Origin of the sequence: Duganella sp. 1224 (assembly GCF_013408245.1) — a bacterium.
Lineage (GTDB): Bacteria > Pseudomonadota > Gammaproteobacteria > Burkholderiales > Burkholderiaceae_D > Rugamonas.
This window is the reverse complement of record NZ_JACBYS010000003.1, coordinates 110,316-129,094: the sequence shown is the minus strand read 5'-3', so window position 1 is coordinate 129,094 and position 18,779 is coordinate 110,316. Positions and strand designations below refer to the sequence as shown.

The 18,779-nt window shown below is 62.1% G+C and carries 27 protein-coding genes; 13 read left to right on the top strand and 14 right to left on the bottom strand.

Annotated features, from left to right (window positions below):
• Positions 1-15 precede the first annotated feature (15 nt).
• The 11 genes from FHW58_RS17090 to FHW58_RS17045 are packed head-to-tail and all read right to left on the bottom strand — an operon-like array spanning position 16 to position 4,355.
• Positions 16-804: a hypothetical protein gene (locus FHW58_RS17090; RefSeq protein WP_179674364.1), complete on the bottom strand. Its 789-nt coding sequence runs from the start codon at positions 802-804 to the stop codon at positions 16-18.
• A 10-nt stretch (positions 805-814) separates the two neighbouring features.
• Complete coding sequence (locus FHW58_RS17085) at positions 815-1,228, bottom strand: hypothetical protein (protein ID WP_179674363.1); 414 nt, start codon at positions 1,226-1,228, stop codon at positions 815-817.
• A gap of 8 nt (positions 1,229-1,236) precedes the next feature.
• Complete coding sequence (locus FHW58_RS17080; protein ID WP_179674362.1) at positions 1,237-1,545, bottom strand: hypothetical protein; 309 nt, start codon at positions 1,543-1,545, stop codon at positions 1,237-1,239.
• Positions 1,546-1,547: 2 nt separating this feature from the next.
• Positions 1,548-2,438, bottom strand: coding sequence for a DUF2303 family protein (locus tag FHW58_RS17075; protein ID WP_179674361.1), 891 nt, complete (start codon positions 2,436-2,438; stop codon positions 1,548-1,550).
• Positions 2,435-2,785: a hypothetical protein gene (locus FHW58_RS17070; RefSeq protein ID WP_179674360.1), complete on the bottom strand. Its 351-nt coding sequence runs from the start codon at positions 2,783-2,785 to the stop codon at positions 2,435-2,437. Before FHW58_RS17070 ends, FHW58_RS17075 begins: the two co-directional genes overlap by 4 nt.
• The gene (locus FHW58_RS17065) at positions 2,782-2,958 is read right to left on the bottom strand and encodes a hypothetical protein (RefSeq protein ID WP_179674359.1); all 177 of its coding nucleotides are present in this window, start codon (positions 2,956-2,958) and stop codon (positions 2,782-2,784) included. Before FHW58_RS17065 ends, FHW58_RS17070 begins: the two co-directional genes overlap by 4 nt.
• 19 nt (positions 2,959-2,977) lie before the next feature.
• Positions 2,978-3,382 carry a hypothetical protein gene (locus FHW58_RS17060; RefSeq protein ID WP_218892797.1) on the bottom strand — a complete coding sequence of 135 codons (405 nt, stop codon included), beginning with the start codon at positions 3,380-3,382 and terminating at the stop codon, positions 2,978-2,980.
• An 11-nt stretch (positions 3,383-3,393) separates the two neighbouring features.
• A complete protein-coding gene (locus FHW58_RS17055) occupies positions 3,394-3,582 on the bottom strand; it encodes a hypothetical protein (protein ID WP_179674358.1) in 189 nt (62 codons plus the stop codon).
• Position 3,583: 1 nt separating this feature from the next.
• The gene (locus FHW58_RS27735; RefSeq protein ID WP_255484686.1) at positions 3,584-3,709 is read right to left on the bottom strand and encodes a hypothetical protein; all 126 of its coding nucleotides are present in this window, start codon (positions 3,707-3,709) and stop codon (positions 3,584-3,586) included.
• Positions 3,706-4,194, bottom strand: coding sequence for a hypothetical protein (locus FHW58_RS17050; RefSeq protein ID WP_179674357.1), 489 nt, complete (start codon positions 4,192-4,194; stop codon positions 3,706-3,708). The genes FHW58_RS27735 and FHW58_RS17050 overlap by 4 nt, the downstream gene beginning before the upstream one ends.
• Positions 4,191-4,355 (bottom strand): hypothetical protein, encoded by a 165-nt coding sequence (locus FHW58_RS17045; RefSeq protein WP_179674356.1) that lies wholly within the window; start codon positions 4,353-4,355, stop codon positions 4,191-4,193. Before FHW58_RS17045 ends, FHW58_RS17050 begins: the two co-directional genes overlap by 4 nt.
• Between FHW58_RS17045 and FHW58_RS17040 the strand changes: the two genes are divergently transcribed.
• Positions 4,355-4,639, top strand: coding sequence for a hypothetical protein (locus tag FHW58_RS17040; RefSeq protein ID WP_179674355.1), 285 nt, complete (start codon positions 4,355-4,357; stop codon positions 4,637-4,639). The two genes, FHW58_RS17045 and FHW58_RS17040, sit on opposite strands and share 1 nt — an antisense overlap.
• A 28-nt stretch (positions 4,640-4,667) precedes the next feature.
• Here the strand turns inward: FHW58_RS17040 and FHW58_RS17035 are convergent, their stop codons facing one another.
• A complete protein-coding gene (locus tag FHW58_RS17035; protein WP_179674354.1) occupies positions 4,668-4,892 on the bottom strand; it encodes an Arc family DNA-binding protein in 225 nt (74 codons plus the stop codon).
• Between the two features lie 211 nt (positions 4,893-5,103).
• On the opposite strand from FHW58_RS17035, the gene FHW58_RS17030 reads away from it, so the two are divergent.
• A complete protein-coding gene (locus FHW58_RS17030) occupies positions 5,104-5,283 on the top strand; it encodes a hypothetical protein (protein ID WP_179674353.1) in 180 nt (59 codons plus the stop codon).
• Positions 5,284-5,571: 288 nt separating this feature from the next.
• On the opposite strand, the gene FHW58_RS17025 is transcribed toward FHW58_RS17030, so the two are convergent.
• Entirely contained in the window at positions 5,572-6,054 is a 483-nt protein-coding gene (locus FHW58_RS17025) for a helix-turn-helix domain-containing protein (protein ID WP_218892796.1), read from the bottom strand.
• On the opposite strand from FHW58_RS17025, the gene FHW58_RS17020 reads away from it, so the two are divergent.
• Together FHW58_RS17020 and FHW58_RS17015 are read left to right on the top strand one after the other, a co-directional pair.
• A complete protein-coding gene (locus FHW58_RS17020; protein WP_179674352.1) occupies positions 6,053-6,268 on the top strand; it encodes a helix-turn-helix domain-containing protein in 216 nt (71 codons plus the stop codon). The two genes, FHW58_RS17025 and FHW58_RS17020, sit on opposite strands and share 2 nt — an antisense overlap.
• A gap of 50 nt (positions 6,269-6,318) precedes the next feature.
• Entirely contained in the window at positions 6,319-6,762 is a 444-nt protein-coding gene (locus tag FHW58_RS17015) for a phage regulatory CII family protein (protein ID WP_179674351.1), read from the top strand.
• 101 nt (positions 6,763-6,863) lie between these two features.
• Here FHW58_RS17015 and FHW58_RS17010 read toward each other — a convergent pair whose 3' ends face one another.
• On the bottom strand, positions 6,864-7,256 hold the full coding sequence (locus tag FHW58_RS17010) for a hypothetical protein (RefSeq protein ID WP_229265381.1): 393 nt from the start codon (positions 7,254-7,256) through the stop codon (positions 6,864-6,866).
• On the opposite strand from FHW58_RS17010, the gene FHW58_RS17005 reads away from it, so the two are divergent.
• The 9 genes from FHW58_RS17005 to FHW58_RS16965 all read left to right on the top strand — a co-directional run bounded on the left by FHW58_RS17005 (position 7,255) and on the right by FHW58_RS16965 (position 18,696).
• Positions 7,255-10,011: a DUF5906 domain-containing protein gene (locus FHW58_RS17005; protein ID WP_179674350.1), complete on the top strand. Its 2,757-nt coding sequence runs from the start codon at positions 7,255-7,257 to the stop codon at positions 10,009-10,011. The genes FHW58_RS17010 and FHW58_RS17005 overlap by 2 nt on opposite strands.
• A gap of 295 nt (positions 10,012-10,306) precedes the next feature.
• Positions 10,307-11,059 (top strand): hypothetical protein, encoded by a 753-nt coding sequence (locus FHW58_RS17000; RefSeq protein WP_179674349.1) that lies wholly within the window; start codon positions 10,307-10,309, stop codon positions 11,057-11,059.
• Positions 11,060-11,164: 105 nt separating this feature from the next.
• Positions 11,165-11,686, top strand: coding sequence for a terminase small subunit (locus FHW58_RS16995; RefSeq protein ID WP_179674348.1), 522 nt, complete (start codon positions 11,165-11,167; stop codon positions 11,684-11,686).
• Between the two features lie 5 nt (positions 11,687-11,691).
• A complete protein-coding gene (locus FHW58_RS16990; protein ID WP_179674625.1) occupies positions 11,692-13,749 on the top strand; it encodes a phage terminase large subunit family protein in 2,058 nt (685 codons plus the stop codon).
• Entirely contained in the window at positions 13,746-14,081 is a 336-nt protein-coding gene (locus tag FHW58_RS16985; RefSeq protein ID WP_179674347.1) for a Mor transcription activator family protein, read from the top strand. Before FHW58_RS16990 ends, FHW58_RS16985 begins: the two co-directional genes overlap by 4 nt.
• Before the next feature lie 30 nt (positions 14,082-14,111).
• Positions 14,112-14,345, top strand: coding sequence for a hypothetical protein (locus FHW58_RS16980; RefSeq protein ID WP_179674346.1), 234 nt, complete (start codon positions 14,112-14,114; stop codon positions 14,343-14,345).
• 1 nt (position 14,346) lies between these two features.
• Complete coding sequence (locus FHW58_RS16975) at positions 14,347-15,885, top strand: phage portal protein (protein ID WP_218892795.1); 1,539 nt, start codon at positions 14,347-14,349, stop codon at positions 15,883-15,885.
• 19 nt (positions 15,886-15,904) lie between these two features.
• A complete protein-coding gene (locus FHW58_RS16970; protein WP_179674345.1) occupies positions 15,905-16,153 on the top strand; it encodes a hypothetical protein in 249 nt (82 codons plus the stop codon).
• The gene (locus FHW58_RS16965) at positions 16,150-18,696 is read left to right on the top strand and encodes a hypothetical protein (protein WP_179674344.1); all 2,547 of its coding nucleotides are present in this window, start codon (positions 16,150-16,152) and stop codon (positions 18,694-18,696) included. The genes FHW58_RS16970 and FHW58_RS16965 overlap by 4 nt, the downstream gene beginning before the upstream one ends.
• Positions 18,697-18,779 lie beyond the last annotated feature (83 nt).

Sequence of the window (18,779 nt, the reverse complement as noted above, 5' to 3'; positions counted from 1 at the left end):
GTGGGCAGCTTCGACTTAGGCATGCTCAGCCCCGGTGCTCTTGATGTAGGCGGCGATGAACAGAGCCTCATCACGGCTCATGGTGCAGATGGTCTTAGCGTCCCGCTGTAGTTCGATTACCCCATCCGACCAGACTGCGCAGCGCAGCCCAGCGGCTGCTGGCGCCACTGGCGCTTCAGGCGCTGCGGCGCGCGCTGCCTCGGCGGGTCGATCCGCACCAGCAGCTGGTCGTGGTGCTGGCGAACTCGCCCGGCGCTGTTTTGTCGCAGGTTGCCCCGTGCCTACGATCCAGTCATCCCCATCGCGCGCGACCCGCCCGTCATTCACGGCGGCGCGCAGCGCTGTCGAGGGATATTCGAAGCTCCTCATGCCCATCACGTCACGCAGTTGGTCGTTTGTCGCCTTGCCGTTGGCGCGAAGGTAGGCCAACGCGCGATCTAGCCGGCTACCTACTGGGCGCAGGCCCTGCGCTTCCAGGCCTACCTTCGACAACTGGTCGACCAGCGCCGTGGGGAGCTGGTCCTGGCCGGAAGGGGCTTGCTGCGCGATTGGTGCAGCGGGGGCGACACGCTGCATGAGGGCTTTGCCCTCGCTCGTTTTGCAGTATTCTGGGCTAAGGTTGTAGATCTGAGCCGACTGGCCGTTCGGCGCGGTGCCTTGCGTGCGGACGAGGTCGCCAACATCGACAAGCGATCGCAGCGCAGCGCTGGCGTCCACCAGCTCGACGTCGAATTTGTCTGCAATCTGCACCGCACGCACGTCCTTGGTGGCGGCGATGTATTCCATAATCTTCAAATCGTTCATCGTTCTTCCTTCAAGCGGCGCCAGCCACGCCGGCGGCAGCAAAATAAACTTCGATCTGCGCGACTGCCTCTGCGAGTTTGTTCACTGGCAGTCGCACCATGCGGCCATCAAGGCTCGCTACAGCGCGGCGCAGCGCGGTCGATTCCTCATCCTTCAGGCCGACCTTGCCCACGCGCTCAAATCGGCTGACTATCGCGTCCATCGTGTTGTTCGCGATATCCAGTGCCTCGCAGGCAAGGCCGGCCGTTGCCAGTGCAGCCAGCATCTTGGTCAGCGTGTTGTAGGTTTCAGGGCTCGGAGCGAGCACCAGCGCCTCGACAGCCAGGTGCAGCTCCAGCGCTAAGCGCCTGTGCGCTGGTGCTGTCATCGGCACGTTGACCCGCCCGCGGCGGTATTTCTTGCGCGGCTTCGAGGTGGCTGGCATTTGTCACCTCACGCTGCTGGCTGTTTCCGCGCTGGCGGCAGATGCCGCCAGGCGACGACATCGACGCTGGTGACCGGCACGCCGTCCGCGTAGAACCAGCGCTCGCCGTCGGCGAAGCCTGGGTAGACCTCGCCGTCGGACATCTCCAGCAGCACCAGCAGGTCAGCATCGACCGGTGGCAGCGTCCCTGCCGGCTGCCAGGCCGCCTGCTCGCGCAGCACAGCGTTCTCGGCGGCCAGCTCGGCGGCGCGGTCGTATGCGGCGCGAGCGGCTTGGCGCGCGTCCTGGAATGTGATCAGCCAAGCGTCGAAGCTCATGGTCAGGCCTTGCCGTGCAGGACGGTGAACTGGCTGTTGCGCACCTGGTCCACGTACTCCTTGAATGCGTGCTCCAGCGACACATCCGGACGGTCCAGCTCATACCAGAAGCTGACCTTCCCGCCGCCCACCAGCCGGTATTTCAGGCGGGCACGCACTTTGTAGCCGGCGCCGCCCTTGAACACGCGCGCGCCGATCTCGAAGGTGCGCGGGATTTCCAGCGAGCCGTTGACGCCGGCGGAGGCGTTCAGGTTTTCGGTGTAGCACAGCTGGACCTGGCCGTTGTCCAGGCGATGGCTGGAGCTGAAGTTGACTTCGTTCTTTGCCTGCAACGTGGAGGCAACGAGCAGCAGCGTTTCGCCGGTGGGCTGGGTGATGTCGGCGATGTTGTCCTCGATGAAGACTGCGAATGGCTCCTGCCCCATCTTCTCGCCGTCGTATTTCAGCCAGGTGGCGAACTCTTTGCTCAGCTCGGCGGTGTACACGGCTCGGTGATCGCGCCAGCCCGTGGCGTCGCCCGCGTCGACGTTGCCGTGGTCATTGAAGATCGCGGTCAACGTACGGGCATCCATGTCGGCGAAGATGCGCGTGATCGCCGGATTGCCTTGCTGAGTTACGTAGGTCAGGAAGCTGTCGAGGTCCGTCAAGCGCACTGTACCGCTCTTGCGCGTTGGGGCCGGGCGCGCCGCCTCGATCACGGCGGTCAAGTCGACCACTTTATAGTCGGCCGGCACCAGCAGCTGGGTGATGCCGCCTACCTCTACGGTGGCTTTGGCGGCATTCGCCATGCGCGCCAGCTTATCCAGCGCGGTGTCCGTGATGTGCAGGTGTTCGCCTACCAGCGGCGCGGCCGCGGTGCTGGCCAATTCGGCGGTTGCGGTCTGTTCGTTCATTGGGTTGCTTCCTTAAAGGTGGATGGTTTGCCCTGGCCGACGTCTTGCAGGTCCAGGGAGTGCTGGCGCGGGTGCTTACGCGACAGGTTGTTGTCTTCGGTGACGAAGAAATAGTCGTCGCCGCGCTCGGGCTTGGGCGCCTTGATCGTCACCTTGTCGGTGATGGTGACCTTGTCGACGTCGCCCCCGCGCGAGCCGGGCTTCACCTTGATTTCCAGGGTGATGGTGCCGGCCTTACCGGTGGTGCGGACGGCGGCCAGCAGTTCTTCCATGCCGGCGGTCATCTCGCTGTGTGGGCGCCCGTCGCGCAGGTCTTGCAGGATGCGGGCGAATGCGATTTGCGTCATTTGGTGTCCTCGTGGCGCAGGTGGTTGATGGGCAGCGCAGTGGTGCCGCCGCACGGCATGCGGACGGTGGCAACCTTGGCGCCGTTGGAAATGTCGGTCTGGATCTGTTCGACCAGGCCGACGGTACGGCCGGCGTCGCTGTCAAAGCTGACGGTGGCGCCGGTATCGATCATTTGCCGCATGAGCTGGTGATCAGAATTTCTTGCCGCCAGCGGCCAGGCGCGCGGCGGGCTTGTGGTCGGGGCGCTGGAGGTTGAACGCCAGTTTCTCGGAGATGGCGGCTCCCAGGTCGAAGCCACGGCTGCCCGCCAGATCGAAGATGCGGATAACCGCGTCGGCCAGCTCCACCTCCAGCATCTTGCGGTGCGGCAGCTTGTCGTCCATGAGGTCTTTGCGTTCGCCCTCCATGCCTTCGGCAATTTCGGACACGATCAGCATCAGCATCTCGCCGGCATTGCGCTCGATGCGACGGCCGGTCGCTGGGTCATTCCACCAACCGCTGTAGACGGCGGCACCGTGGCACTGCTGGTCGAGGATCTGGCCGGCCGTGAGCAGCGCCGGGGCGTTCAGTTGAAATTGGGGCAGGGCGTTGGACATATCGCTTCCTTTCAGTCGTTGTCGTTGGCTTGCAGCTTTTTTACATCGGTGCGCGCGCGGCGCTGCATGTGATACCGCGCGCGGTTTTCGAGAATGATTCGGAGCGTGGGGTGCGCCAGGGCCTGCTCCAGCGCCAGACCAGTCCGCATCCTGCGGTTCGCAACTTCGAGTGCGGTTTGGTCTGGCGCCGGCGCGGCCATGTCAGCGCGCCTTGCTGTAGATGACCAGGCTGGCGGGCGGCGCCCCTTCAGCGGCGCTGCTGCCGATCAGCGCGGCGATGGCCAGCGCTACGGCGACCGCCAGCGGCGCGGTGGCTGGCGACCTCATGCCTGCTGTCCGATGGCGAAGCCGGTGGCCACCAGCACGCCGTGGCGCTCGGGGCCGCGACCGACGACGTTCGACTTGCCGATCAGGCCGGCCTGCTGCAGTTTGTGGCGCACGTCGGCCAGCTGCACGGCCGTGATGTGGTTCAGCAGCGTGGTGATGACCTCGCCGGAATGGATCAGCTCCGCTGCAAGCAGGTCAGGTACGTTCGCCGGCGCCAGCGGACGGTGGGGGAGGGCGGCCTTCGTGGCGATGTGGCGGGCCCACAGCGCGCGGCCTTCCACCACGCCGGCATGGTAGGCGTCGTATGCCACGGTGCCGCCTTCGTACATTTCAGGCAGTACGCCGCCGGCGCTGGCGGACTCCAGCGCTTTCTCCACGCCCAGGCGGTACGCCTGGCTACGGGCCGGGCGCGTTGCCGGGAACGCGGTGGCGATGATGTCGGCGATCTCGATGCGGTTCAGTGGCTTCAGGTCGTGCATGTTCATTTGCAGCTCCGGTGCAGTGGGTGGATGGTGATGGCCGGCGCAGCGGAGTCGCTGTAGCGCGCGGCGACGCGGACGCCCACAGCTGCGCTGCTGGCGCCGATGGCGAACGAATAGGTGGGCTTGTGGCCGGCGCGGCGCACGGTGACGGTGTACGCGCTCATTGGGCCGCCTTGATGTCTATGAGCCGGGTCCGCGCAGCGCTCAGATCGGCGAGGCGGGGCTCCCAAAAAGCGCGCTCACCGCCTTGCGCAAGATACGACTCCATATCCTGGATGCGAGCGAGAGACGCGTTCAGGAGCGCGTCCAAATCGGCGCTTGTCAGTTTTTTGAGGGCGGCGGTGCGGCGTGTGGACTGGGACATTTCAAGCTCCATCTGGTCGATGAAGCGATTATCGGCATTCCGTTATTTGATGTCAACCGGAATACCGGTATTTTTGTGCGATAAATCAGAATTTCGATATTTCATGGGTGTGTCAGTCGCGGTCGAGTAGCCGTTGAATCATCTTTTTCAGCGCCGCCAGTTCTGCGATGACCGCCTGGTCGGGCGTCGCCTGTAGCCGCGCTAGAATCTCGGCGTTCATACTGCGGCCGTGTTTGGCCGCGCTCTTGCGCAGCTCGTCCCGCAGCGCAGGTGGCATACGGAAGGCGGACTGGACGTAGTCGGTTTGAAGTATCTTTTCCGGCAATGGTTTTTTCATCGCCGGATTTTCGCCGGTGCTGCACAGATCTAGTTGAAAGTGTTTCCGTGCTAGAAACACACACTTTGCTGATGACACCGTGGTCAGAACATTAAGCCTTCGCCCATTACAGGTCGGAAAGATGCTATGATCCTATTGCAGTGTGATTGCATTTTGGAATCAAAATTGTCTACAATGCAAGTTCGCTGATTTTGTGTTGAATGAGGTGCCCATGGCAGAAGATGATCCTACCTCGGATGAGGATGAGGTCAGGGCGCTGGCGGCGCTACGTGGAATGGATGAGGCGCGACGCAAGAAAATGGTCGAAATGCTTGAACGGACTGCAAAGCAACATCCAAGAGACAAAGCAAAATCGCTTTACCTGATCTTGAACAAAAACAAACCCCAGTAATCGCCGCAAGGCGCTTGTCGTACTTTCAGCCCCAGCCCCGCTGCCCACCTTTACTGCGAAATATTTTCCATTTGTGAATATTGGTTATATTTCAGCAACCAAAAATGTGTGAAACTACGCGTCTGATACCAAAACCGCCGGGGAATTGTGGAAACGTCGAATCGCGAGAACGAACTGACGCTTGAAGAGCGCGCTGTGATAGCGCTGCGCGCAATGGATGCCGAACAGAAGAAGTATGCAGTGGCAAAGCTCGCCGCTGTTGCGCGAGCATTCCCCGCACGCCCGGCCCTACGACTTATTGTCCGCAATACGAACTGAAGGTTCCTTCTCTGCCTCATCTGCCAAGTTCTGAATGGCATCCTTCCAACCCGAGGTGGCAGCTCTGTAGTTGCTCAGCAGTCGATACTCATCATCGGTGATCCACTGGAGGGCGGGTGAAACCGGGGTGTTGCGCTCAGCTTCGTGAACAGCCTGGGGCTTGGCTGACCTGACGAGGCGATCGCCCTTGCCGGTCTCCAGCCATAACGCGCTTACGCCCAAGACAGCAGCCATCTGGGCGATAGTTGTCGCTCCCTTCGACTTTCCTACTTCTAGGTCGGAAATAGTGCTTTGCTTCGTGCCTGAGCGAATAGCCAATTCTGCCTGAGTCAGACCAGCTTCTTTTCTCGCCTCTTTTAATCGGGTTCCTATCGCCATTTCGATATTATCGCAACGCTGTATACCGGAATACCGGTTGACTGAAAATACCGGAATTCCTATAATTGGCTCCATGAACATCCCTTTCACTATCTCAGGCCTGCGCAAGGCCGGTCTCACACAGACTCAAATTGGCGATGCCATCGGCCTCCGTCAGTCCTCGGTTAGCGATATGGAAACCGGTCGCGCCGGCATTCGAAATCCTTCAGCGCGCGTCGTGCTGGGCCTTATTGACTTGGCCAACAAACACGGCGTTCCGGTCGATCCGCCGGCAAAGCAACCTGCCTAGCACAGATCGAAGTATGGCATGCCATTTTAGAAACTTCCTAATTTATCAAAATGAACATCTCCGACGCCATCTACAAAACTGTGCGTGACGCCGCCGGCGGCCCTGAAGTGCTGGCTGTCCGGATGGGCTTGCGGACGCAGATCCTGCGCAACAAGGCCAACCCGAACAGCGACACGAACTACTTCAGCCCGCTGGAGCTGGATACGCTGATGGCGCTGACCGCCGACACGGGCATCCTGCAGGCCTACGCCATCAATCACGGCTACACATTGATCCGCACGGAGCAGGAGGTCGATTCGTCTGATATGGCGGTGCTGGAGATGCTGGCGAAGGTGATGTCCAGCACCGGCGACGTGGGCGCCGAGCTGTACGCCACCCTGGCCGACGGCAAGGTCGAGCAGCACGAAGTGGAGAAGGTCGAAGCGGTGGCCGTCCGCGCCAAGATGTCGCTGGACGCGCTGGTGTCGCGCCTCAAGGGCATGGTTCAAAAGTGAAGGGGAGCGCAATGTGTGCACGTCGTGTCAGCCGCGTGAAGCCGGCGTTTGGTGGAGCCGGAACGAAGCAGTATCGCCGTACTTCAGCTCGCCAGATCGAGCTACATTTTCATAAGAACTCGATAGGCCTCGGCGTTGGCGAATGCCATACGACCTGCGGCATCGACACGGTGTCCATTGGCGGCGCACCATTCGGGAAAAGTTTCCGGATCGATGTAGGCCTTGATGACCGTCTTACCCTCCCGCGAGAGTTTCTTCCTGCCTTGCTCGGCCTGATCCTGCCATCGGAGGAATGTCCCCGGCAGCTTGTCGCCGTCTTCAAACATGGCTTTTAAGCGATCGTAATCATTTTCGCGATACCAGACCATGCCGAGTGCCGCAATTTGATTGTCTTGATTGGCCACCATCTGCTCCCTGAAGTTAAAACTTGGATAATACACGAGGTATTTTGATGTCCGTTCGAACCCTTGCACCTCTGGACAGCTGCGCAGCATGACGCTCGACGACCTGATTGCAGAGATGCGTGGCCACGGTCTGCCAGCGCTCCCGGGCGATGGCCTGCCTGTCCTCAATGGCAAAATTCAACGCTTCGGCAAGGGGAAAAAGGCTTGGTATCGTCTCCGCGAAATCACGCTCGACAACGGCCAGCAGCAGATCGTCGGTTCGTTCGGCCTGTGGCATGGTCGCGACCCCGGCACCGTGTCCGTGACCTTCGACTGGTCGGGCATCAGCGATGCAGAGAAGGTCGAGTTTGAGCGCCGCCAGGCAGAACTGGAGAAACACGAGCAAGAACGCCGTGCGCGGGTCGCCGCGGCAGCGGCAGGCCGAGCGCGCGGCCAGTGGGCGATGGCGAAAGCGGTTGCTGCTCCCGAGGAAGTCGCCTATCTGAAGCGGAAACAGGTCAGTGGTGCATTCGCGCGCGTCACGTCCGACGGTGTGCTCCTCATCCCCGCGCGCAAGTATCGCCGCAACGCGAAACCAGAGTTGACCAGTGTGCAGAAGATAGCACCCGACGGCAGCAAGAAGTTCAATACCGGCGCCGACATGGTGGGCGCGGCCTGCCTGCTCGGCACCATCGACGACAGCACGCGCCTGATCGGCATCGCCGAGGGCTACGCGTCTGGGCAGTCCGTGCGCATGGCCACCGACGAGGCTTTCCCGGTCATGGTCACGTTCAGCGCGGGCAATCTCGGCGCCGTCGCGCGCCAGCTGCGTACGGACTTCCCCAGCGCCGTATTGCTGTTCTTTGCCGACGACGACTGGCAGATCCAGCAGCGCTATGCGCGTGACCTGCTGGAGCAATTCGACGTCGAGTCGCCGCCCGCTATCGATGGTCTTGACCACACCTGCCTGACGCGTGGCGATGAGCGCGTCACTGTCCGCGCCTGGCGCCGCATCGACGCGACCGGCACGCCGTATATCGAGGCAGATGTGCGGTGCGGGCGACGGATGCGGCAATGGAAATTCGAAAACGCCGGCATCGCGGCGGCGCGCGCGGCTGCGCGATTGGTCGGCAACGCCGAGGTGGTATTCCCGGTGTTCGCAGATCGCGGCGAGAATAAATGGACGGATTTCAACGACCTGCACGTCGAGCAGTCGATTGACGATGTGCGCGCGCAGCTCGGGCCGGTCGTAGCGCGTCTGCTCGAGAGCGGCGTGGCTGAGCCGGTGCCGGAGCTCCCTGCCGACGATGACATCCCGCTACCTCCTTCAGCGCAGAACCCCGCCGACTCCCCCGCGCCCCCTCCACAGGCGGACGCCGTCGGTCTGACGATGCCGACGGCCGAGCAGTTGGTCGACCACTTCGCGCTCGTCTGGCCCACGACCGACGTTTGGGACAGCCTGCGGCGCCAGCGCATGAAGCGCTCGGCCTTCGTGGCGTGGGTGGGCAAGGCCGCTGCAGCCGAGTGGGATACAAACCCGAAGCGCCGCACGGTCACACGGGAGTCGCTCCCCACTCTCATCGGCGGCCGTGCCGCTACCGGGGGCAGCGGGGGCAAGCTTGACGAGATGCTGGAGCACCTGACGCTGCTGCGCGGCACGGAAACCGTATGGGATGGCATCGGCCAGCAGGTGATGTCGCTGGGCGCCGTGCGCGCCGACTACACGGCCGAGCTGACGACCAAGTGGCAGGAGCACGCGCTGCGCAAGACGATCGAAGCCCGGAACCTGGTGTTCGATCCGACGCAGCAGGCGGACCCTGAGACATGCGTGAACATCTTCCTCGGCTGGCCGGTCACACCGAAGCCGAATGTTGACCTCGTCCAGCCAATCCTCGCGCTCCTTGAATCGCTGTGCGGCGCCGAGGACAACGTCGATGAGTGCGTCACATGGATCCTTCGCTGGCTGGCGTTCCCACTGCAGAAGCCCGGCGCCAAGATGCAGACGGCGCTGCTGATGTTCGGTGAGAAGCAGGGTACCGGCAAGAGCCTGTTCTTCCAGGATGTGATGGCGCCGATCTACGGGGAGTACGGCACGGTGGCCAGTCAGCACCAACTGGATTCGACGTTTACCGCCTGGCGCTCCCGCAAGCTGTTCGTGCTGTTCGAGGAGGTGCTGTCGCGGGACGACAAGTACAGCCACAACGGCACGCTGAAGTACATGATCACCGGCGCCAAGATGAGCATCAACCAGAAAAACCTGCCGGAGCGGATCGAAACGAACCACATGAACGGCGTGTTTCTGTCCAACGAGCCGCAGCCGATTCCGATCGAGCTGGAAGATCGCCGGTTCATGGTCATCGAGGCGCGCAACCGACAGCCGAAGGAGTTCTATGACCAGATCGCCGAGGCGATCAAGGCCGGTGCCGTCGAGGCGTTCTACGACTTCCTGCTGCGTCTGCCGCTGGACGGGTTCAACGAGCACACCAAGCCGCCGATGACGCTGGCCAAGGAGCGCGTGATCGAGTTCGGCCTCAGCAGCTGGATGTCGTTCCACCGGTCGTGGCAGCAGGGCTACCTGGCAGCGCCGTACTGCTCCTGCCTGTCGGAAGACCTGTTCAAGATCTACCGACGCTGGTGCGACCGGACCGGCGAGAAGCCGCTGACGCTGTGCAAGTTCGCCGGCCTGATCGCCAGCCGTGAGCACAAGGTGAAGCGTTCGGTAGCGGTTGGCGCGAAGGGCAAGACGACCAGGATGGTGTTCGAGGTCAAGGCCGAAGGTGAAACCGAATCGCTGGAAAAGCAGATCGAGCGGTTCCGCCGACTGGGCGATATCCGCGGCGATAGCAGGGCTGATGACTCTGATTAATGCAGGGTTGCGCAGGGTTTAAATACAACCCTGCAACGTGGAGAGCCGCATAAATACAGGCTCGCAGCAGGGTAGGCATGGTTATCAGGGTTTCAGGCGCGTACGTGAAGAAACAATTTTTTGAAGGCGTCTAAGTTTTTCTCACGTATACGCACGAAAACACCATGCACACCATACATACCCTGCTGAGAGTGAGTGTTGGTGCGGGTTACAGCGTTGCAGGGTTGGTTCCGCACCCTGCAAAAGGATGCAGGGTAGAAGGTTTGGGCATCTGAGATGCCAGAAAGGGAAGCAAATGGTCGTTGATGTTCGACAGGCGGTCGCCTCGATTGCGCAGATTTGCCAGGCCGGTGCCAAGCAAGTCAACTTCGCCACCAGGGTCGCGTTGACGCGCACCGCCAAGAAAGCTGCAGACGCTGAGGTCAAGGAAATGCGCGATGTGTTCCGCAATCCCACGCCGTACACGCTCAACAGCGTCTACGTGAAGCCGGCTACTGCCACGCGCCTGGAGGCGACGGTGATGCTGAAGGACGACGCCACCAAAGCCATTCCGGCAGCGAAGTTCCTGCGGCCGCAGATCGACGGCGGCCAGCGCGTGCAGAAGCGTTTCGAGCGGGCGCTGCAGGCTGTTGGCGCCATGCCGGTCGGCTACCGTGCAGTGCCGGGCGCCGGCGCGCGCCTGGATGCCTACGGCAACATGAGCAGCGGCCAGATCGTGCAGATCCTGGCGTTCTTCCGCGCCTTCCCCGAGATGGGCTACAAGGCCAACATGAGCGACCAGCGGCGTGCTCGCCTCGCGCGCGGCACGAAGCGGCAGCAGGGCTTCTCGTACTTCATCGGCCAACCTGGCGACCGCCTGCCGCTGGGCGTCTACCAGCGCACCAGCTTCGCCAGCGGGACCGCCATCCGGCCCGTGCTGCTGTTCGTCCGCTCCGCTGTGTACCAGGAGCGTTTCGATTTCAAGTATGTAGTCGAGCTGACCACGCAGAAGGAATTCGCCACCGAGTTCACCAAGGCCATGGTCGAGGCGGAAAGGACAGCACGATAATGCGTCGCAGCAACGTTGCCGAAAGGTACTCCCAAGCCCGGGCAGTCAGGGGTAATTCGAACCCTGACTGCGCGCTAGTCACCGGCCCATGCCAAGGGGGTTGTATTGTCGCTCCCTGACCTAACCCAGCCCCTGACCCAGGCACAGTTCGGCTCGCTCGTCGGGATCAGCCAGCAGGCGGTCGGCAACCTGGTCGGGCGGGGTGTGCTCGACACCAGCGTGCCGGGAATTCAGCTGCTGCAGGCCTACTGCTCGCACTTGCGCGAGCAGGCGGCGGGCCGGGCCGCCAACGGCGATCTGGATTTGGCGACGGAACGTGCGGGTCTGGCGCGCGAGCAGAAAATCCGCGTCGCGCTGCAGAACGCGGAGAAGCAGAAGCAGCTGCTGCCGGCCGCGCTGCTGGAGGAGATCCTGGCGAAGGCCGGCGCGCGGATCGCCGGTATCTTCGACGCCATCCCAGGCGCGGTACGTCGGCGGGTCCCGTCGCTGCCGGCGGAAGAGATCACCGCGATCGGCGCCGAGATCGCCCGCGCGCGCAACATCGCTGCCAGCATGTCGCTTGCCGATCTGCGCGACGACGATGCCGGTGGCGCCGACGACGCTGACGAAGAGGAGATCGAACTTTGAGCGACATGTATGACGTGCTCAACTGGGATGCTCCCGAGCTGGCCGGCACGCTGGCGCGAGGCCTTGAGGCCTTCGGAGTTCCCACCCCGCAGACGCTGGAGGAGTGGGCGCGCGCGCATTTCTACCTGTCCAAGGAAAGCTCGTACGTCGAGCAGGAATGGCGGCCGTGGCCATTCCAGCGCGCCATCATGGCCTGCATCAGCAACGACGACATTCGCTTCATCGACTTCATGAAGTCGGCGCGCGTCGGCTACACGAAGATCCTGCTGGCGGCCATCGGCTATTTCGCAGAGCACAAGCGCCGCAACCAGGTGCTGTGGCAGCCGACCGACGGCGACAACGATGAGTTTGTGAAGACCGAGCTGGATACCATGTTGCGCGACGTTAAGGTGATGAGCCGGGCCATGCCGGCGCACCTCGCGCGCCACAAGGACAACACGCTCGCGCAGAAGAAGTTCATGGGGTGCCTGCTGCACACCCGCGGCGGCACGGCGGCTCGCGCCTATCGGCGAATTTCGGTGGACGTCGCGTACCTGGACGAGCTCGACGCGTTCCTGCGTGACATCGAGAAGGAAGGCGCACCGGACAAGCTGGCGGCCAAGCGGGTGGAGGGCGCGACCTTTCCCAAAATGGTCACAGGGTCGACCCCGAAACTGTCCGGCTTCTCGCTGATCGAAGAGCGCTATAACTCGGCCGACGAGCGCTTCAAATACGCCATCCCGTGCCCGGGCTGTGGCCAGTATCATCCGCTGGCCTGGGGGAAAAAAGACGACAGCACTGGCTTCAAGTGGATCGCCGGTGATCCGTCCTCTGTTCGGCACCTGTGCCCGAACGCTGAATGCGGCCTCCTGATCACCCAGGCGGAATATCTCGCGATCGCAGAGCAGGGGCGCTGGCAGAATGCCGACGCCAGCATCACCATCGACGGCGCCGGCGTGTTCCGCAATGCGGCCGGCGCCATCATCGCGCCGCTGCAGCATATTGCCTTCCATGTTTGGACCGCGTATAGCCCGGCAGCTACGTGGGCGGATCTCGTCAACGAATTCCTGGAGGCGCACGAGAAGGCGCTGAGCGGTGACATCACGAAGCTGAAGACCTTCCACAACACCACGCTCGGCCTGCCCTGGGCGCTCGAGATGGAAAAGACGGATGCTGACCAGTTGAAGGATCGCGCAGAGCCGCATACCTTCGGCACCGTTCCGCGCGGCGGCCTGCTGCTGCTGGCCGCCGGCGACACGCAGGATAACCGGATCGAATACACCGTGCGTGCTTACGGGCGAGGCTGCGAAACCTGGCTGGTCGAGCACAAGATCTTCTACGGCAACCCGCAGGAGGACCAGGTGTGGCAGGACGTCGCCGAATACCTCTTTGAGACTGAATTCCCGCATGCCGCCGGCACCACGCTGAAAATTCACGCCAACTGTATCGACACGCAGGGCCACAACACGCAGGCTGTGTACAGCTTTGTCCACGCGCACACCGATAAGAGGACGTTCGCTATCCGCGGCCGCTCTGGCCGGGAGAAGCACATCAAGGATGGCGTCTCGCTGGTCGATATTGACTGGCGCGGGAAGACCCGTAAGCGCGGCCTGAAGCTGTGGCAGGTCGGCACGAACTTGGCCAAGGATCTGATCTTCGGCCGGCTCAGCATCGAGCGGCCCGGGCCGGGCTACATGCATTTTTCGAAGGATGCCAGCGACGAGTTCTTCAAGCAGATGGCGGGTGAGGCGCGCGTCGAGCGCGCAACTGCGTCCGGCAAGGAGTCGCGATGGACATCCATGCGCAAACGTGTCGAGGCCTGGGACTGCGCAACCTACATGATCTGGCTGGAAACGCATCTGGAGCTGACGAAGAAGCCAGCGAAGTATTGGGACGAGCTGGAGGCAAAGGTGCAGCCAGCCATCGACGACCTGTTCGCCGCGCCGATGACGGTCGCCGATCCGGCACCGGTGGCAACGACCGAACCGGTAGCCCCTGCACCAGCCGCACAACTACAACAACCGCCACGTGTCGCTGCGAGTTCTTTCGCCTCGGCAGAGTGGTCTAGCAGGGGATTTAGATGATCGAGGAAGTGCAATGTGACATCGTGACCGCGATGCTGAACGAGGTCCGGTTGCTACTTGGCGACGAGGTGTTCCACGCCGCAGTAGAAAAGGTTTTGGAGGCGAAACTTCGGATCGACTGGGGCGGGCAGGCGGTGTACGTCAAGAAAGTTGCCATCGATGTGCACGCGCGCCGGCGCGCCATCCGCGCCAAGTACGACGGAACGAATAGGCGCCAGCTCCAGCTCGAATTTGGCATCAGCCGTGGTCAGTTTTACAAGGATCTGCGCAGCGGCATTGATCCGGCGGTCGAGTCTCCTATTTCCCTAGAAAGGAGACTGCGTCGCCGGTAACTTCGGAGCCTCCAACGAAGGAGTCCCGAAATGTCTGCCGCCACTGAAATGCTTGCCAAATATCTCACTGCCGAGGCCGCCATCCTGGAAGGGAAGGAGGTTTCCTTCGGCGAGCGCAAGCTTCGCATGGAAGATCTGGATATGGTGATTGCGGGGCGGAAGGACTGGGAGGCAAAGGTCGCGGCAGAGGCCGCGAATGCCGCAGGCCGACCGACCGTTGGCGGCGTCGCCTTCTCCGTCGCGAACTTTGCCGGGCGGGGCTGACATGCCACGTGACGATGCCAACGCTCAGCTGAACGGACTTGATCGTGTGATCAAGTTCTTTTCACCGGCCTCCGCGCTGCGGCGACTGCAAGCGCGTCGCGTGCTGGCTGAATATGAGGCGGCACGTCCGTCTCGCCTGCGCAAAGCAGCGCGCGATGCGCGCTCGCCGAATGAGCAGGTCCAGCAAGGGGCGGTAGCGCTGCGCGCGCTGGCGCGCAATCTCGAACAGAATCACGACCTCGCGCGCGGCGCGCTGCGTACGCTGGTCAACAACATTATCGGGCCCAGTGGCATTGGTATCGAGCCGCAGCCGCGGCGCGCCGATGGCACCATACACGAGGAGTATGCCCAGGCGCTGCGTGTCGCATACCGCGATTGGTGCCTGGTTCCTGAGGTGACGCAGCGCCACCATTGGGCAAAAGTCCAGCGGATGGGCTGCGCATCGTGGCTTCGCGATGGCGAATTTTTTGCGCAGCGTCTCATGGGCCCCGTCGCCGCGCTCGATCATGGCACCAACGTGCCGTACTCGCTTGAATTGATCGAGGCTGACCTGGTGCCGATGGACCACAACGATGTCTCCCAAGGCATCCAGCAAGGGATCGAGAGCAACGCCTGGGGCAAGCCCACCGGCTTCTGGGTCTACAAGGAATATCCGTCCGGCACCACATGGTCGAAGGCGAGCTACGCCATGAAGCGGATCCCGGCCAATCGCATGCACCATGTCGCGCTGATTGACAGGATCGGCCAGATGCGCGGCGTCAGCGCCTTCGCGAGCGTGATCACCCGCCTGGAGGACATCAAGGATTACGAGGAGAGCGAGCGCATCGCCGCCAAGGTCGCCGCAGCGCTGACAGCCTATGTCAAGAAGGGCACGCCGGATATGTACGGCGACACCAGCGTGGGCAAGAGTGAAGACCACGGCCCCACGCCGGAAATCGGCATGGCGCCCGGCATGATCATCACAGGCCTGAAGGTCGGCGAAGAGATCGGCATGATCGACTCCAACCGGCCAAACCCCAATCTGATCACGTTCCGCGGTGGCCAACTGCGCGCGGTGGCCGCTGGCTTGGGCGGTAGCTACTCCAGCATCTCCCGCGACTACAACGGCACTTACTCCGCGCAGCGGCAGGAACTGGTCGAGCAGTGGATTCACTATGCCGTGCTCACCGACGAGTTCGTCGGCATGTTCGTACAGCCAGTCTGGCAGGACTTCGTCATGACCGCACACCTGTCGGGCGTAGTGCGGTGCCCGAGCGATGTGGTCCCAGGCAGCATGGATGACGCGTTGTTTGTCGGGCAGTCGATGCCCTGGATCGATCCCGTCAAGGAGGCGAACGCGTGGTTGTCACTGGTGCAGGCCGGATTCGCCAGTGAGGTTGAAGTCATGCGCAAGCGTGGCGCCAACCCGCGAGACGTACTCGAGCAAATCAATGCCCATCGTAAGCAGAGTGGGGAAAAGGCGCTCGTATTCTCTTCGGACTACGCAAATTTTGTGAAGCAGGCGGCGCACACGCGGCCATCATCCGACGCAGCTGATTAACAACAATCGAGAGGAAATCATGGTAAAGGCGGTATTGGCAAACATGGCGGCCGGCTCGGCGCATCCGGACGACGACTCATTGCGCATCCAACATATTGCGGTGGTGGATTCAAAAGGTATTCCGACATCGGGTGGCAGCCATGTATATGGCTATGCCAATGGCAACCTCGTCTCCGACACATGGTCGGTTGGTGACGTGGACTACGTCAAATATTTCACCTATGCAAATGGCGTGTTGGTCGGCGAATCGGATTGGGTGAAGAAATGAGCCTGAGCGAATTCCTGAAATATGCGGAAGCGACCAAGATTGTTCCACGTCTGCGCGTGACGATCACGCAGGCTGGCGCAAAGCCGGTGGCAGGCGACACGCTGCGCATTTCGGTGCCGGCTGGCTGGACCGTCACCAGCCCCGGCGCAACTATCGACCGTGGCGCAGGCCCGGTAACGTTGTTTAGCGGCCTTGGCCCGTATCCTCTGCAGTCCGGCGACATTCCGCCAATCGGCCAGTCGTGGCCTGTTGTGGCCACCGGCACGCTGAGCCAGGTCAGCAGCCCGACGTTCAGCATCAGCAATCCGATTGTTGTGCCGGATGCGCCGACCATGGGCACCGCGACGGCTGGCAGCAGCACCGTCAGCGTTCCGTACGCCGACGGCAGCAACGGCGGCGCCGCGATCACGTCGCACGATCTGCAGATCTATGACGGCTCCGGCGCCTACATCGGCACCATCACCGGCGTCGCAAACCCTGCGGTGCTTGGCTCTTCGCAAGGCATCCTCAGCGGTGGCTCGTACAAGTTCAAAGCGCGCGCCAATAACAGCGCAGGACCAGGCCCGTATTCCATCGCATTTTCCAACACCGTAGTTCCGGGGGTGGCTCCGCCGATCATCACAGCTGCGCCCACGTTGAATATGACGCCTACGGCGAACAATGTGCTGTCCGCCGTAGCGGGCACCGCCACCGGTACCTACAACACCGATTTGTTGGTCGTGTTCAAGGATGGTGTGAACGTCGGCCAGGACTATCTGGTCACCACCCGGGACGTGCAGTGCCAGTTCCAGGCCGTCTGGTCGATCAGCAACGCGGCAGGAATTGACGCCGCCAGCTCGGCCACTGCCCTGGCCATCCAGGACCCTACCTTGGCGCCAGCCTGGTCGCAGATCGGCGGGACCGGGCTGCCAGTTCATCCATACCTGATGTGCTACCAGGCCACGGCAGGCGAGCAGATCTGCCTCAACCTGGGCCAGCGCACCAGCGGTGCGACGATCGCTGCTGTTGTCTGGGAAGTTGAAACTGGTGTTGGCACCGGCGTCTACGCCCCAGGTGCCGGCACCAGCGTCACCACGCCATATTACGCCTACACCTCGCCGTCCAACGGCAGCGAAGCCGGCCGTCGCCTGCGGCCCTATGTTGATCTGGGCGGCACAGGCAGCACCCCGGAGGGCCGCTGGTACGTCGATCCTGTGATGATCGTGCCGTCAACACCGTCGAGCGGCGTCTATAACTTTGCCTCGGCGTCGAACCGTCTCGGACTGACCTCGCAGACCGACCAGCCGCTCAACATCTCCAATGCGACCTCGTACAAGATCCTGTCGAACGAGAGCCATATTGTTGGTTCCGGGGCCATCAACTCGATCGTATTCGACGTCGCGGCGCTGACCACGGATTCGACGGCCCAGAACACGATCCCGCTGGGCAACATCCGCCGGATCGAAGCTGCGGACACCGTGTACAACGGCGTCGTGGTCCCGCTGAAATTCACGGGGACCTTCAACGGCGTCGTGTTCAACAACGAGACACCGACCACCGCGAAGCCCTTGGAGGTGGACAGTGGCGCCATCGTGTCCTCCGACCCGTACCCCACCTCGGCCTACGGCGCGGCGTTCGCCAACGGCATCCCTGCAGGCCAGGTGATCCTTGGCCGGACGCGCAGCGACGTTCCGGCAGGGACCAAGGTGCCGTGTGCAGAGTCCGGTGACGACATCAGCTGGCCGTCCCAGCATTACTGGTACACCACCAGCGATACTGTCACCAACGACGTCGGTAACACCAACGCCGGAAACAACTACCGGGTGAGCGCGACCGGCGGTACTGTCTCCTTCCGCCAGGCAGGTCCGAAACTGGTCATGCGCGGTCGCTTCGTCTCGGCCGACCCGATCATCATCGGCAGCATCACCGACTCGCGCGGCGCCCAGGGCGGTACGTCCTCGATCCACTTCACCGTGACCATGCGCAATGCTGGCAAGCCTCCTATTGCGGGGTGCCTGATTGGGCGGTCAAGCACGAACGCCTCGCTGTTTATCAACTCCAGTCAGCTACAGGCGTACTCCAATTACGCAAATACTTGGCAGGTTGAACCGGGTATCAACAGTATCGGTAGCGGGCCTAATAGCGGCTCGGCGGCCGGCCTGATCAGCAATGCGAATTCGATATGGACTGGTATCAAGAACAATTACACCCTCAGCAGCGGTCGGCGCGCGTTGCGTATCTACCAGTTGTCGTTGATGTACCACTTCCTGGCTAACAACCCAGATTCCAGTACGTTCAGCAATACGATCGCCAGCCGGCAGACGTCGTACCCGCAGCTCGACAAGGGTGGGGATATTCAGCAGTACTTCGTACCCGCGATGCAGGCCGCGGTTACTGCCAACACCATCACCGGGTACATCGAGCACCGCAACGTGGTTTCGCTGAGCTATGACCCCAACAATCCGAACTACTACAAAGCGCGGGCGAGCTATTACGCCGATACCCTGCACCAGGGGGATGCGAGGGTGCACGGTCGCTACGGCTACTCGATCATGGTGGGCTAGCATCGTTCAGCTGAAATTTGTGAGTCTCCCTTTTAAGTAGAAAAGAGACAGAGCGATCTGCAAACTGAGCGCACTAAATAAGG